13 protein-coding genes and 2 pseudogenes are annotated in these 15,295 nt (G+C 56.8%); 3 read left to right on the forward strand and 12 right to left on the reverse strand.

From position 1 onward, the window contains the following. Positions 1-19 precede the first annotated feature (19 nt). Positions 20-832 (reverse strand): response regulator transcription factor, encoded by an 813-nt coding sequence (locus LOY55_RS19180; RefSeq protein ID WP_258666355.1) that lies wholly within the window; start codon positions 830-832, stop codon positions 20-22. A gap of 111 nt (positions 833-943) precedes the next feature. On the opposite strand from LOY55_RS19180, the gene LOY55_RS19185 reads away from it, so the two are divergent. Together LOY55_RS19185 and LOY55_RS19190 are read left to right on the forward strand one after the other, a co-directional pair. Then, positions 944-1,768, forward strand: a complete 825-nt coding sequence (locus LOY55_RS19185) for a carbon-nitrogen hydrolase family protein (protein ID WP_258666357.1) — start codon at positions 944-946, stop codon at positions 1,766-1,768. A gap of 95 nt (positions 1,769-1,863) precedes the next feature. Then, positions 1,864-3,189, forward strand: a complete 1,326-nt coding sequence (locus tag LOY55_RS19190; RefSeq protein ID WP_258666360.1) for an APC family permease — start codon at positions 1,864-1,866, stop codon at positions 3,187-3,189. Positions 3,190-3,258: 69 nt separating this feature from the next. Here the strand turns inward: LOY55_RS19190 and LOY55_RS31240 are convergent, their stop codons facing one another. The 3 genes and pseudogenes from LOY55_RS31240 to LOY55_RS19200 all read right to left on the reverse strand — a co-directional run. Next, complete coding sequence (locus LOY55_RS31240; RefSeq protein ID WP_408980957.1) at positions 3,259-3,402, reverse strand: hypothetical protein; 144 nt, start codon at positions 3,400-3,402, stop codon at positions 3,259-3,261. Next, positions 3,344-4,246: pseudogene (locus LOY55_RS19195) on the reverse strand (IS3 family transposase); the annotation flags it as partial. The gene LOY55_RS31240 and the pseudogene LOY55_RS19195, both read right to left, overlap by 59 nt. After that, positions 4,247-4,675, reverse strand: a pseudogene (locus tag LOY55_RS19200) (transposase); the annotation flags it as partial. A 564-nt stretch (positions 4,676-5,239) separates the two neighbouring features. Here LOY55_RS19200 and LOY55_RS19205 point away from each other — a divergent pair. Next, a complete protein-coding gene (locus tag LOY55_RS19205; protein WP_258666366.1) occupies positions 5,240-5,392 on the forward strand; it encodes a hypothetical protein in 153 nt (50 codons plus the stop codon). A 311-nt stretch (positions 5,393-5,703) separates the two neighbouring features. Here LOY55_RS19205 and LOY55_RS19210 read toward each other — a convergent pair whose 3' ends face one another. The 8 genes from LOY55_RS19210 to speB form a co-directional block, all read right to left on the reverse strand. Then, entirely contained in the window at positions 5,704-6,180 is a 477-nt protein-coding gene (locus LOY55_RS19210) for an antitoxin Xre/MbcA/ParS toxin-binding domain-containing protein (RefSeq protein WP_258666369.1), read from the reverse strand. A 188-nt stretch (positions 6,181-6,368) separates the two neighbouring features. Continuing rightward, positions 6,369-6,587, reverse strand: coding sequence for a BPSL0761 family protein (locus LOY55_RS19215; protein WP_258666373.1), 219 nt, complete (start codon positions 6,585-6,587; stop codon positions 6,369-6,371). A 1,115-nt stretch (positions 6,588-7,702) separates the two neighbouring features. Further along, positions 7,703-8,131: an N-acetyltransferase gene (locus LOY55_RS19220; protein WP_258666376.1), complete on the reverse strand. Its 429-nt coding sequence runs from the start codon at positions 8,129-8,131 to the stop codon at positions 7,703-7,705. A 22-nt stretch (positions 8,132-8,153) separates the two neighbouring features. Beyond that, the gene (locus tag LOY55_RS19225; protein ID WP_046030465.1) at positions 8,154-8,807 is read right to left on the reverse strand and encodes a peroxiredoxin; all 654 of its coding nucleotides are present in this window, start codon (positions 8,805-8,807) and stop codon (positions 8,154-8,156) included. 218 nt (positions 8,808-9,025) lie between these two features. Next, entirely contained in the window at positions 9,026-10,714 is a 1,689-nt protein-coding gene (betA, locus tag LOY55_RS19230) for a choline dehydrogenase (RefSeq protein WP_258666380.1), read from the reverse strand. A gap of 2 nt (positions 10,715-10,716) precedes the next feature. Further along, positions 10,717-12,285: a cytosine permease gene (locus tag LOY55_RS19235; protein WP_046030468.1), complete on the reverse strand. Its 1,569-nt coding sequence runs from the start codon at positions 12,283-12,285 to the stop codon at positions 10,717-10,719. A gap of 285 nt (positions 12,286-12,570) precedes the next feature. Beyond that, positions 12,571-14,079, reverse strand: a complete 1,509-nt coding sequence (locus tag LOY55_RS19240; RefSeq protein WP_046030469.1) for an aldehyde dehydrogenase — start codon at positions 14,077-14,079, stop codon at positions 12,571-12,573. 67 nt (positions 14,080-14,146) lie between these two features. Beyond that, positions 14,147-15,145, reverse strand: coding sequence for an agmatinase (speB, locus tag LOY55_RS19245; protein ID WP_046030470.1), 999 nt, complete (start codon positions 15,143-15,145; stop codon positions 14,147-14,149). Positions 15,146-15,295: the final 150 nt, after the last annotated feature.

Raw genomic sequence — 15,295 nt, forward strand, 5'->3', positions numbered from 1 at the left:
CCATTGGAAATATCTCGGCCTATTCGCCTATTTTTTTCGTCGCGCACATAGCCTGAGAATGCGGTTTTTCCGTTGAGGCGTGACTATTCAGGAAACTGGCAAAAAGCTCCGACTGGGTTTTTATGTTCAGTTTGCTGTAAATGTGCCGTCGGTGTGTTTTCACTGTATCAACCGAGATTAAAAGCTTGTCGGCAATTCCTTTGCTGGAGTGTCCACTCAGCATGAGCTGGCAAATGTCGAACTCTCGCGAAGTCAAAGCCGCTCTCAAACCATCAAGCCCATCATTGGGCTCCCCGCCTGCAAAATCTTGCCGCTCGTAAGCCATTCGTTGCCTCATCAAGGCCAACAGCCAAGGCTGCATCAATGTCAGCCAAGCAACCTCTTCATCAGTGATCCTGCGCTGAGATCCGAACGACAGGCAGATCAAACGTCGTTCATCCAAACGGCAGTTGAACTGGATTTCGTCGGCTACCACATTCAGATGGAAGTAGCGTTGATAGTAATCCGTTTCCTCAAAACAATCCGGTGCAACGTCCCGAAGCTGAAACAACCCACTGCGGGCATCTTCACAGTTCACACGGTAAAACGGATCTATCAGATAGATTCCGCTTAAGTAGTCTTGGAATAGTGGGTCAGGGCCACCGCCGGGTGCAGTAGATTCCGCCAACAAATGGGGACGGCCATCCTGAAAAAGCAGTGCGACCCAATTATCAAAGTGAAGGACATCACCCACTCGCCTCACCACAGTCTGCCAGAACCCTGGCTGGTCAATGGATTCAATGAGAATGCCAAAAGCTCGGTGCCAGGCGATCTCTCGCAATGCGGGGGTCATTGTCACTCCTTAGGATTACCTATCTCGTGCGATTACCGCGCTAACGGCGACTAGCCATAATACCGCAGTGTCACAGGTTGAGACCTGATTAAAGTCTAGTGGAGTGCGAGAATGAATGTTGAGTTAGCCCAAATTACCGGGCGTGATGGCGATACGGCTTACAACCTTGCTCGGGCGCTGGGGGTCATCGAAACGTGCGCGAGCGAAACGCAATTGTTGGTGCTACCTGAAACGTACCTCACGGGATTTCCTACCAAGGCGAATGTTGCGCAAATCGCTGAGCCTCTCGACGGCCCAAGTTTAAAAGCTATATGCCAAGCGGCGAAGAAAAAGGGCTTATCAGTAGCCGTAGGTTTAGCTGAAAACGATGGTGGTCGGTTCTATAACACCACGGTGTTGATAACTCCGGATCACGGCATAGTCCTCCACTATAGAAAGACTCATCTTTGGTCAGGTGAGCGGGATGTCTTTGAACCGGGCGACCGCATGGTGACGGGACTGTGGAACGGACTTCGAGTTGGCCTCTTGATTTGCTACGACATCGAATTTCCCGAAACCGCCCGCGCGCTTGGTCAGCTAGGCGTTGAGGTGTTGATCGTTACAAACGGCAATTTTGATCCTTACGGGCCAAATCACCGAACCTGCATCATGGCTCGCGCGTTAGAGAATCAAGCGTTCGCAATCATGGTTAACCGAGTCGGCCCTAGCGATGACGGATTAGTGTTTGCCGGTGGTTCTGCTGTCGTGAATCCCTTTGGCGACCTACTGGTTGAAGCAGGTCGAGAGGAAGCACGTATTCACATGTCCTTGGACACATCTCTGCTTGCGAAGGCACGTATCCCCTACATCTACGGCAACGATCAACGAATGCGCCTGAGCGGGCAATTGCGGGAAGACGGTGGGCGCCGCGAGCTAATTATCACTAAGCACAAATAGCCAATCCAACAGATACAGCAAGCAGCTTTTTTTGAAATATCTACCGTGTATCCGGCCGCTCCTGGCGGACGATAAAAACATAATCGGAGACGTCAATGGCTAACTTAAAACGCACCTTGTCGCTGAGCACGCTAGTGATTTTCGGGGTCGGGCTCATGACCCCTATCATCGTGCTTGGCACATTTGGCATCTTGGCACAGTCGAGTGGAGGACATGTTCCGACGGCTTATCTTGCAGCCCTTGTAGCCATGTTACTGACAGCGTTGAGCTACGCCCACATGGCCCGGGCTTTCCCGGTTTCTGGATCATCGTACACCTACGTACGTAAAGCGATTGATGCACGCCTTGGCTTCATGACGGGTTGGGCGATCCTCCTAGACTATCTGTTCCTTCCAATGGCGATATGGTTGATCGGGACAGCGTATCTCAACTCGGCTTTTCCTGGAGTGCCTGCGTTCGTGTGGCTGCTAACGTTTATTGGGCTGACAACGCTGATCAACGTGGTGGGCCTTAAATTGGCCACGGCGGTGAACATTCTACTGCTGCTATTGCAGGTTCTAATTTTAGGTGCGTTCGTGGTTATGTGCATCCACTACACCCTTGGAGACCCTTCTAAACCACTATTCAGTTTGGCGCCATTTGTAAGCGGGGGCATCCAATGGCCAATGATCATGAGCGGCGCAGCCATCGCATGCTATTCATATCTTGGCTTCGACGCTGTCAGCACCTTGACTGAGGAAACCCATAATCCAGAGCGCAACATGCCAAGGGCAATCCTTTGGGTAACCTTGATCGGTGGATTGATTTTTGTAGGCACCTCATACGTTGTGCAACTGGCTCAACCATCACTTGAGTTTGCTAATGTAGATTCTGCCGCTTACGAGATCGCTCGCAATATCGGAGGCGACATGTTCGTCTCGATCTTCCTGATTGGCTTGGTGCTTGGACAGTTCACATCCGGCATTGCTGCTCAGGCGAGCGGCTCAAGATTGTTGTACGTGCTGGGACGAGACTCTGTGCTGCCAAAAGCTTTCTTCGGCTACCTTTCTCCACGCTTTGGCACCCCAATCTGGTGCTTGATATTAAGCGCAGTAGTAGCCTTGCTTGCTCTCAACATGGACGTGACTACCTCGACCTCTTTCATCAACTTCGGGGCATTTCTGACCTTCATCCTGGTCAACCTCTCTGTAGTTTTCCACTACTGGCGCACCGAAAAACGCAGAGGATTTCAGGCCTTTATTCTGTACCTGATGCTTCCCGTCGCAGGAATGGTTGCTGATCTGTGGCTAATGTTCAGCTTGGATCGCAAGGCTGTGGAGCTGGGCTTATCGTGGCTGGTGATCGGCTTCGTTTACTTGATTTTTCTTACAGGTGGACTTCGTAACCAGCCGCCAGAATTGGTTTTGGAAGAGGCAATCTAGCCCGTCTGCTACGCCGCCATTTCAACATCTATTCAACAACAGAAGGGCCCTCGCTGGGCCCTTTTGTACTCAAACCAAAATCACCTGGTCAGACTCAACGGTCGCGGAGCCATGCTCTGCTTTCCATTCCTTCAGCGTCTTGTGGTTGTAGTGATCAACTAATCCGGGACACGACGTTAAGTTTTTCCTCGGCCCGCGCTGGCGCCAACCCATCGTTGAATTGGTAAGGCCGAATCCAGTTGTAGCGATGCATCAAAAAATGGCTGATATCGCGCTGTGCTTCCTGCGCAGTTCGATAGCCCACGGTCGGTATCCATTCTGTTTTCAAGCTGCGAAATACGCGCTCCATCGGTGCGTTATCCCAGCAGTTTCCTCGTCGACTCATGCTCTGGCGAATGCGGTATCGCCACAACCGCTGGCGAAAGAGTCGGCTTGCATATTGCGATCCCTGGTCCGAGTGGAATAGCAGATCCGAAGGCCTTCCACGCTGCTCGTAAGCCATATCCAGCGCTTTGATCTCCAGCTCAGCGTCTGGCGTTTCCGACAGCGCCCAGCCCACGATCCGACGCGTACAAAGATCCAGGACGACAGCCAGGTAATGCCACTTTCCTTGCGCCCAAATGTAGGTGATATCGCCGCACCAGACTTGATTGGGCGCTGGCACGTCGAACTCGCGGTTCAATATGTTCGGGATATCCAGTCTTTCTACTGTTGCTCGTTTGTAGGCATGGGAGCCGGGTTGTTTGCTGACTAAATCAAGCTCGCGCATCAAGCTACGCACTTTGAATCGACCGAGTTGCTCACCGTCTTCACGCATCAGCGACAGGATGCTGCGACTGCCCGCAGAGCTGCGAATTTGCGAGAACAGCTCACTGACGCGACTACGCAATCGAAGCCGTTCAACATCGGGCGTGCGGCGCCGCAGGCGCTGGGCGTAGTAACACGAGCGAGTGACGTCAAACACCTTGCGCAGCCAATCAGCCGGCTCATGGGCGCTCAACTGGTCAATCAGCGCGAACGCTCGTGATCTTCCGACATCAAGAGCGCGGTAGCCTTCCTAAGAAACACCTTCCGTTGGCTGAAGAGTGAAGCCAAATTCGGCAGCGCGGCGATGTAGACCCTTTACGACTCGTTCCCGATATCTTTGCTCGTACTGACCTGCTCCGGGGTCTTGATAGCTCATGCCGAAACGCATCGCGTTGTAGAACAGAATCGCAATTTTTCGGGCGGTCGCGGTTACTGCTTTGGCTTTTCCGATTCGAGCTGCAAGGCGTCTATAGAAGGCCCCAAGCGCAGTACTCGTTCTACCTACCGTGACAGCAGCCAAGCGCAGGTGAGCGGTAACTCGATTCTTGGTTTTCCGAGTATGAGCGGAAAGTACCTTACCGCCACTGATCCGACATCCAGGTGCGAGCGTCAGCCACGAAGTGAAATGATGACAAGTGCGCCATCGGCTCAGATCTGTACCGAATTCGGCGACCAACCTCCGAACAGGGCGAGTGACTGCTGGATAGCAAACGCCGGTTCATTCCCAACCAACGCACACGCCAGTGCCAGACGCTCGGTACCAATCAGATCGTTGGCGCCGCTACAAAATTTGTGCAGCGTTGAATGGCCACGCGAGACGATCACTGGGTTCGCGTAATTGAAAACGCCTAGCTGATTAAGTAAAGAAATTTTGTCCTTACGGGTGATTTATGCATTTAGAGAAAAGATTCCTTTCCCTTAGAGCTGATATTTAAGTGCAAAGTGGAGAAACAAAACGACGCATCAACCAGCGCGCGATGAGTCTCGTCGTCGTTTGGTTTCTCGGTATCACGAGTAGTCGAAGTCGACCCAAAGAGAGGGTGGCGACAGGCAGAAATCGGCTTCGATCTCACCTGCTCTGAGCGAATACGATAATCAGCGCTAGGTTGGCTAGGGAAGGTTGGGCTGACTGCGCATGTAGGTACTCACCTTAAATTGTGCAAGGTGAGCTGGACGGACGCTTAACTCCAAGTTGCGTAGACACGTCCAGTAGGCATCACAGTGAGGCTTTGCAGGAGGCGCCATGATCAAGCTGAATCGCTTCGATGCCCTCCAACCGGCAAAATGCTCGCCCGTTCTTGGTTATGACGAAACTGTGCCCCTGGGCGACCAGCGCAATAAGGCGCCGGAGTCGCCGGCGAGCCTGGCTACAGCTGACGGTTGTCAACATAACTGAGGCACCTCCTGTATGGGGTTCTAGGGCGTAGCGTCATGCAGCCCTCACGTGCAGTGCAACGCGTCGCACCTATAATCGAAACCGTTAGACAAACACGCTCCAGCGTCCCCCTAAACGAAAAGCCGCAAATCAGCACCTGCCCAGTCATTTAGCTGACGCCGCGTCAGCGGGTCTCAATGAAACTTTCGTTTTTTCTCAACACTCGACTGGCGGTGGTTGGTCGACAATGGCAACACCGACCCGTCGGATTTCCCAGGACGCATCCTGAACCCGTCGCGTATTTCGTACCAGCGGGTCGTCGCCAGGTGCCATTAGGCAGCACCGCCCCACTCAAGGGCCTGAAGAATACGACGAACTTGTTTAGCGCCGATCTCGGTTTCGCAGAGCATGATCGGTGCCGTCCCACCGAGCGCTTTATTCGGTGCCGACATCCACTGTGTGGCAGCCGCTTGGCTTTCAACGATCCTCTCGGCCAAGTGACTGAGCGTAGCAATTCGGTCCACACGCTCGGAGGCGACAGGATCAAGGTTCTTTTGCTCTCGCCGTCGTCTTTCCAGGGTCGAAATTGAGGCATTGAACAGCGTTTCCAGGTGGCGGTCCTGAAGGTCGAAGGCCCAGCGAACAACATCGATGAGGGCAGCGGGCAACCCTACTTTGATTTGGTGCAGCCTCTCCGACTCCGTCAGCGACGCTCGATCGGAACTGAACCGCCAAAAGGCCGCGATCGCCACCTCTCGAGACACCTCTTTCTTTTTTACCGGACGTCGAGTCGCAGTTGAAGTGCTCATTAACACTTCCCCCCAATGATTGCCCATCCAATGGAACATAAGCTGACACCGGTCTAAGCGGAAGCGCCATTGAGCGCCAGTGGAATTCCATAACGCCCTGGGTCGATAAGGCGAGGGAGCGATTTACCTTCTATCTATCCATGGCTCAGGATCAGCGGCTTTGGGCTGATGATGAGTGGCCACGGCGGTCAATCGATGCTGGAGCTCAGGAAGGGCTCGGTCAGTCGGTCGAGCCTTCGTTCTTCGAGCTGCCCGGCCCGCAGGATCTCGTTGGCATGGGGATAATGCCGTAACAGCTGGCGGGCCTGACGTCGCATGGATGCTGAAAGCACGGAATCTTCTGCAAGTTCGACCAGAAAGTCTCGCGTCTGGATGAGTGCGCGCGTGCGCTCGTTGGGCATTGTCATGGTGTCCTCCTCGCACACACCGTGCACGGTCCAGCCGCTCCGCGCTTGATGGCGTCCGACGCAGTTTTTTACCTGGTAAATCGCCTACAGCCTACACCTAAACCAAGACGACCCATTGAGTCTATCACCGGGATCGGCCCGGGCTGTTTGTGAATCACGCCCCTGTCCGCCTCGGCGTACCGTCCATCAAGGCCCGCGGGCAAAAAAGCGCGCTGAGGTTTGAGAATCTTGTGTTCTAAAACCTATTGAATCGCTTACTTCATCGTCAAATGGTCACGTTGTACAGCTGTAATAACGTAGGCCATAGCTCAGTATGAAATCATTACTCGCGCAGTCACTCTGACTCACCCGAGTGCCGCTGACAGTCGCCAAACGGCGCGACAGCCTCCACGTAGCGCATGGCGGTGTGCACGTCGCGCCAGTCGAAATACTGTGACGCTGAGGCCGAATTGCCTCACCTACTGACGCAACATTGACCTACCCCAAAATCTGCACAAATCCAATAAAGGCAATGATTCGCGTTGAACAGACGGGTCAGTGAAATCTCGGCAACTAGGTCAAATCGGCGGTGGCGCCAACAGTTAGCGGCAACACACGACGAATAAATATCGGCCAATTAATGCCTATCGCCACTATCTATATTGGGTCGAAATTGTCAGCCACGATTGACTGAAACATCAAACTCAATAGCCAAGAACACGGGGGTTACACCACGGCCGGGGACAGAATCCGCAATAAAACCACCGGCCAGTTGTGTCAGCCAAGACCTTGATTGGCCCCTATCGAACGGCATAATTCGCTCTGACCGATAATTTTGACAGCATCAGCCATTCTCGGCGGAACACCACTTCAGCGCGGTATTGTGGTGGTCATCCCCAAGATCCAAAACAGATCCGCTGATGTATGGTGCAGCATGTCTGTGTGGTTCTTGTTTACATTTTCTGTGACCACCGAAAACTATTTACGGCGTTTACATTAAAATAAAATACGGAGCTCATAGTCTCCGCAAAATGATCCAAGGAGGCGCATTCATTACCGAAATTATTAGGGATTCGTAAACTCTCAACCAATTCAGAATTCGAGGAGATCTTGTTTACGAGATGCTTCAGAGGGAACTAAGAAATTCCGTCACGCACATACCCCAACGACTCATACAAACGCTGTGCACCAAGATTGTCGGTGGCCGTTTCCAGCACCATGCCCTTGGCACCGCTCAACACCGCAAATTCGCGAGCGGTGTTCATCAGCAACGTCCCGACCCCTCGCCCTCGGGCCTGGGGGCTGGTGAACAGGTCGCTGAGCAACCATGTGCGGTGGGCGTCGATGGAGGAAAAGGTGGGGTACAACTGCACAAAACCCAGCGCGTCCCCCGTGGCATCTTCGGCGAGGAACATCACCGATTCGTCCCGGACGATGCGCTCGGCGATGAATTCGCGCGATTGCGTCAGGTTCGAGGGCTGGCCGTAAAAGCCTCGGTAGGCGTCGAAAAGACGCGCCACCTCGTCGAGGTGGGTGGCGTCGACACGAAGGGCTTGTACGACCATGTTGAGGCTCCTCAGCGAGGCATTACTTGGGCTGCGCAACCGTGCGCAAGTAAGGCTTGATGGTTTTGAAGCCATCGGGGTATTTCTTGCGTGCGTCTTCATCGGACACCGACGTGGGGATGATCACGTCTTCACCCGGACGCCAGTTCACCGGAGTCGCAACGGTGTGTTTGGCGTTCAATTGCAGGGAATCCAGCAGACGCAGTACTTCATCGAAGTTTCGCCCGGCACTCATTGGGTAGATCAGCATGGCCTTGACCTTTTTGTCCGGGCCGATGATGAACACAGAACGCACGGTGGCGTTGTCTACGGCGGTGCGGGCGCCGCCGCTGGCATTCGGATGGATCATGTCGTAGAGCTTCGCCACGACCAGGTTTTCGTCACCGATCATCGGGTAGTTGACGGCGTGCCCCTGGGTTTCTTCGATGTCTTTGGCCCAGCTTGCATGATTGCTGACCGGGTCGACGCTGAGTCCGACGATCTTGGTGTTGCGCTTGTCGAACTCCGGTTTTAGCCCTGCCATGTAGCCCAGCTCAGTGGTGCATACCGGGGTGAAGTCCTTGGGATGGGAAAACAGGATGGCCCATTTGTCGCCAATCCACTCGTGGAAGTTCAGCGTGCCTTCGGTGCTTTCGACGGTAAAGTCCGGTGCCTCGTCGCCAATGCGGATTGCCATGTTCGTTCTCCTTACTGTGGGGTCGTAGGGAAAACCGTCGGAATGGGGGACGTCTCCAACGGCATTCAGGATCGGTGTTGAACCTGCCAACGCGGATCAGTATAGGAGACGCTTCAAGACACGGCAGTGACCGTCGCACTGGATCAATAAGCCTTTGATTTCATAAGAGAAAAACCAATCAGGTCGCCCGACCGGCGACCTGATTCTTGTCGAACACATCAAACCCGGACGTTGCGTCCCGGCAGCATCGACCGCTGGCTGTTTTCCCAATCTTGCACAAGGCCGACAGGCGCGTCGGAAGCCGGCAGCATGGTGCGTCCGCGCACCAGATCGCTGGCCCGCTCGGCGAGCATGATGGTCGGTGCATTGAGGTTACCGTTCGGTTCGGTCGGGAACACCGACGAGTCGATCACGCGCAACCCGGCGATGCCATGCACCCGCAGCTCGGAATCCACCACCGCCATGTCGTCCTCGCCCATGCGGCACGAGCCGCAGGGGTGGTAGGTGCTTTCGAGGTTTTCACGCACGAAGGCATCCAGGTCTTCATCGCTGGTCACGTGTGCGCCCGGTGCGATTTCGCCATCGCGGAAGCGGTCCATCGCCTTCTGGCCAATGATCTCCCGGGTCAGGCGGATGCAGCGGCGGAAGCCCTCGCGGTCCTCTTCCCGTTGCAGGTAGTTGAACTGAATCTGCGGATGCTCATACGGGTCGGCTGAAACCGCGCGCACAAAGCCGCGGCTCTTGGGTTTGTTCGGCCCGGTGAGCACCATGAAGCCATGGCCCTTGATCGGTTTATTGCCGTCGTAGCGCATCGCAGCAGGCAGGAAGTGGAACTGAATGTCCGGCCAGCGCAACCCCTTGTCCGAGCGAATGAAACCACCCGCCTCGAAATGGTTGGTGGCGCCGAGCCCGTCCTTGAACAGCAGCCAGCGCAAACCGATCATCAACTTGCTCAGCGGGTCCATTTTGCTGTTGAGGGTCACCGGTTCCTTGCAACCGAACTGGATGTACACCTCGGCGTGATCCTGCAGGTTCTCCCCTACTCCCGGCAGGTCATGACGCACGCCAATCCCGGCTTTGCGCAGGACCTCGGCCGGGCCGATCCCGGAGCGTTGCAGCAGGTGCGGCGAACCGATCGGGCCGGACGCGATCAGCACTTCGCGGTTGCAAAAAACCTTATGAGTCTGGCCTTGGTGGTCATACATCACGCCAACGGCGCGCTTGCCTTCAAGGAGGATCTGACGGGTCATCGCGTGGGTGATCACGGTCAGGTTCGGACGGCCCATCGCCGGGCGCAAATAGGCGTTGGCGGTAGAGCAGCGCACGCCGTTTTTCACGGTCATGTGCATGGCGCCAAACCCTTCCTGCATGTAGCCGTTGCAGTCGTCGGTCTTGATGTAACCCGCTTCCGCGCCGGCTTCGACCCACGCCCCGTACAGCGGGTTTTTCATGTGGTTGCCGTTGGTGGTGTGCAACGGCCCGGTTTGCCCACGGTAGCTGTCGCCACCCTCCTCGTAATGTTCTGCCCGTTTGAAGTACGGCAGGCAATTGCGGTAGCCCCAGCCCTGTGCGCCGAGCGATTCCCACTCGTCAAAGTCATAGGCGTGGCCACGGATATAGACCAGGCCGTTGATCGAAGAGGAGCCGCCCAACACCTTGCCGCGCGGGCAGTGAATGCGCCGGCCGTTGAGGAACGGCTCCGGCTCGGTTTCGTAGCGCCAGTTGTATTTCTTGGTGTTCATCGGAATCGAAAACGCGCTGGGCATCTGGATCACCACACTGCGATCACTACCACCGAATTCCAGGACCAGAACCGAGGTGTCCGGGTCTTCGCTCAAGCGGTTGGCCAACACACAACCCGCCGAGCCTGCGCCAATGATGATGTAGTCGTAATTTTGCGTAGCCATGGTTATCTCCCGGCCGTCGATTCGTTGAATACCGGCGTCGAACGTTGGGTCAGCGAATCGCCAGTGGTGTATTGAGGAGAGGTTTTCTCGATGTGCTGAATGACGGCTTCTTCACGCTTGAGGTCGATCGAGCGGCTGAACCAGTAGTAAACCAGGCCCGATACGATCAGCCCGACCAGCCAGGCGATGTCGATGCTGCCCAGCGCCTTGGCGAGCGGGCCGACATAGACCTCACGCTGCTCAACGCCGTCGTAGATGTAGAAGAACGGGATCATCGAGATGAAACCGATGGCATACGCGGCGATGCCACGCAGGCCCCAGCTGCCGTAAATGTTGCCGTGAGGCATGAAAAAGTGCGGGATGGCGTAGCGGCCCTTGCGCACGAAGAAATAGTCGGTGAGGTTGACCGAGGTCCAGGGCACCAGGAAGTACAACATCACCACCAGGTAGATCCCCAGCACCGACAAGCCTTTGCCCGAACTCTGGATGCTCAGGGCCACGCCCAGTTGCAGCAGGATCACAAAACCGATCGCCAGGATCCGCGCCTTGCGCGTCGGCTCGATGTGCTTGATGGAGTCGACGCAGGTCAGCGTGGTCAGTTTCGCGCTGTAGATGTTCATCGCAATCACCGGCAGGAACGCCAGAATCGTGATCACCACCACCGCCGTACCGATCAGCGGTGAAACGGTGTTGCCGACTTGTCCAAGGGCCACCAGCACATCGGTGGAGTGCAGGTGATCGGCCAGCCAGCCACCGACGGAAATCATCCACGCACCGGACAACGACGCGCCCAGGAACACCACCGCAATCAGCTTGCCGCTGGAGGTGTTTTTCGGCAGGTAACGCGAATAGTCGGAGACGTAAGGCGCGTAGGCGATGTTGTAACTGGCCGCCGCCGCGAACTGGGCGATGAAACCGGTCCAGTTGAAGCCCAACGGAGCAGGCGCCACCTCACCGGCGGCGAGCACTGGCATCGCCGCATCAGGCACCCAACCCATCATCACCGCCAGCGTGACCAGCCCGTACAGCGGAATCGACAAGTACAACGCCCATTTGAAACTGCGGTGCATCCAGTCATGACCGAGGATGGCCAGGACCGCCGCCGGTATCGTCACCGCCACCGCGATCACGGCGGGGTTGAAACCGAAAAGCGTGTGCAGGCCCTGCATCATCAACACCAGGTTGACGATGTTGAACCCGGCAAATACAAACAGCGTCGCCAGCAGGACCAGAATCACCCCGCGATAGCCGAACTGCGCGCGCGACTGGATCATTTGTGGCAGGCCCAGGTGCGGACCTTGCGAACCGTGAAACGCCATGAACAGCGTGCCGAACATGATGCCCAGCGTGCCGGCGAGTGTGGTCCAGAGCGCGGTCAGGCCGACGCTTGGGCCCACGAAGCCGATGGTCATGGTGAAGAAGGTGAAGTTGCCGAGGAACCAGAACGGGCCTTGACTGGACAGTTTGTCGGTGCGTTCGTGTTCCGGGATGAAGTCGATCGAATGGCTTTCGACGATCGGTTTGTCGTCGAGAAGCGACACGCTAGGAGCGGCTTTGGCGTCAGTGTTCATGATGGACTCTTATTGTTGGAAGATCATGACGGAATAACTGCATTCTTTCGGGTGAACGACGCCCGGGCGCATCCTTGCCGTTCCCTGTTGTTGAAGATGCCGCGAACCGTGTAGCAGCTGCCGAAGGCGGCGTCCGGCGGCGCAGCCGTCGTAAACCCGATGACCAAGGCTTACCAGACACACCACCCTCACTGGTTTTACGACGGCTGCGCCGCCGGACGCAGGCTTCGCCAGCTGCTACGGATTGCGTTGCGGCTGAACCGACAGAAAGACGTCAGCCGTGACTCAGGGCAGCGTGATCCAGACGGCCTTGGTTTCGAGCAGGTAATCGAGCTGCTCGGCGCCCAGGTCCTTGCCGAATCCGGACTGCTTGTAGCCACCGAACGGCATCGACGGGTCGAGGGTGCCGTGGGCATTGACGTAGACCGAACCGGCCTTCAGCCGTGGAATCAGGCTGTGCACCTTGCCCAGGTCATTGGAATAGAGTGCTGCGGCCAGGCCGTACACCGAGTCATTGGCCAAGGCCAGCGCCTCTTCCTCATCGTCGAACGGTGCGGTGACCAGCACCGGGCCAAAGATCTCTTCCTGGACAATGCGCATGTCGTTGCGGCAATGGGCGAAGATGGTCGGCTCGACGAAGAAGCCCGGGCCATCGACGGGCTGGCCACCGTAGACCAGTTCGGCACCTTCCTGCTTGCCGGTTTCGATGTACTCGGTCACGCGCTGTTTTTGCAGCGCCGACACCAGCGGACCGATGAAGCAGTCAGGGTCCAGGCCCGGTGCGATTTTCAACGTGCGGGTATAGGCGATCAGTTCACGCAGGAATTCGTCGTAGACACTGCTATGAATATAGGCCCGTGTACCGGCGTCGCATACCTGCCCGGAGTTGAAAAACACGCCGTTGGCGACCGCTTGAGCGGCGGCCGGGATGTCGGCGTCGGCGCAGACGATGACCGGCGATTTACCACCGAGTTCGAGCGTCAGGCGCTTCATGTCTTCCAGCGCTGCGCGGCCGACAGTCTGGCCGACCGGGGTCGAGCCGGTGAAGGTCAGTTTGTCGATGCCAGGGTGCGTGGCCATGGCGGCGCCGACCACGCTGCCGCGCCCGGACACGATGTTGATGACGCCATCCGGGATGCCGGCTTCCTGCACCAGTTCGGCAAAACGCAGGGCCGACAGCGAGGTCAGCTCGGCGGGTTTGACCACCACGGTGCAACCGGTCGCCAGGGCGGCGCCGAGCTTCCAGGCCATGGTTTGCAACGGGAAGTTCCATGGCACGATAGCGCCGACCACACCCACCGGTTCTTTGCGCGTATAGGCCAGGTAATTGCCGGGCAGCGAGGGCTCGACGGTGCGCCCGTGAAGCTTGGTCGCCCAACCGGCGAAATAACGCAGGGTGTCGACTGTGCCCTGGATATCGACGTCTTTGGCAAACGCTACGGACTTGCCCATGTCGATCGATTCGATTTGCGCCAGCTCCTCGGCGTTCTGTTCAATCAGGTCAGCCAGGCGCTGGATCAGCCGTTCGCGTTCGGCCGGTTTGGCCTGGCGCCAGGCGCCGCCGTCAAACTGCGCGCGAGCCGCTTGCACGGCGCGGTCCAGGTCATCGGTGGTGCCCATCGGAATGCGCGTGATCAGGCCTTCGGTCGACGGCTCGATGACATCGGACGTCTGCCCGTCGCTGGCCTCGACAAAAGCACCGCCGATGAACATTTTCTGCACCTTGCTGAGGAAGGTCTGGGTCGCTTCGGAGACGCCAAATTTCTGCAGGTACTGCTTAACGATCGTGTCCATTTTTATTCTCTCTGCCCGGCAGTCAGGTCCTGCCGGGTCACTGTGGTTCGAGGATCGATCCGTGCCGTCAGGCCGGAGTGGCTTCGCCTTCGGCCGCACGCACCTTGGCCCGCTCGTGGAAGATGAAACCGATGCTGTTGAGCAGCAGTTGCGCGGCGAGAATCGAAGTCATGCCGCTCGGGTCATACACCGGTGCAACCTCCACCAGGTCCATGCCGACGATGTTGCCCTTGCTGCGCTTGGCCAGGGCCTGGATGATTTCCAGCACTTCGTAGTAGAGGAAGCCGCCGTGACTTGGCGTGCCAGTGCCCGGGGCGATGGAAGGGTCAAAACCGTCGATATCGATGGTGATGTAGTAATTGATGTTCTGCGGGATCAACGCCAGCACACCCTCGACGCCGAGGCGACGTACATCACGTACCGAGAGAATCTTCGAACCCGCCTCGTGGGCCGCTTCGTAGTCATCGCGGTTGGAGGACGACACGTTGCGGATGCCCATCTGGGTCATGCCGACGATGTGGTTCATTTCCGAGGCGCGGCGCAGCGGGTTGCCGTGGCCGTAGCGCACACCGTGGCGTTCATCGACGAAGTCCAGGTGCGCATCGAAGTGGATGATGTGGATCGGGCCACGGCCCTCGAACGCCTTGATCACCGGCGCGTGCACCGAGTGATCGCCGCCGAGCACCACCGGCATGACACCGGCATCGAGAATCTTGCGCACGGCGTATTCGGTGTTCTTGTTACTGGTGACCATGTCGGTGTGCACGATATCGGCATCGCCGACATCGACCATGCGCACGTCGGCGGCGGTCAGGTACATCACGTCGTCTTCGTGGTCATAGGCGCCGGCATGGCCGAAGGAAAACAGCGTCGATGCTTCGCGAATCCCGCGTGGTCCGAAGCGTGCGCCGGAGCGCCATTGGGTGCCCATGTCGTTGGGCACGCCGAGCACCGCGACGTCGGCATCCAGCGCGTCCCAATCGGTGCACACCGGGGATTTGCCAAAGGTGCAATGACCCACGAATGGCAGGTTCAGACGACCGGATTCATAACCGTTGTTCGACATTTCAAGCCTCTCCACTTTTTGTTATCGGCTGGGCGGACTGCAAGGCGACCGCCGTTGGAATGACTATGGGCGCAGGTTTTCGTGGAAAAAATGCTAAACATCAGATACTCATATCGGCATTACCGATGCATCCACACGCGGGAGATCCAA

Source organism: Pseudomonas sp. B21-040 (assembly GCF_024748695.1).
Lineage (GTDB): Bacteria > Pseudomonadota > Gammaproteobacteria > Pseudomonadales > Pseudomonadaceae > Aquipseudomonas.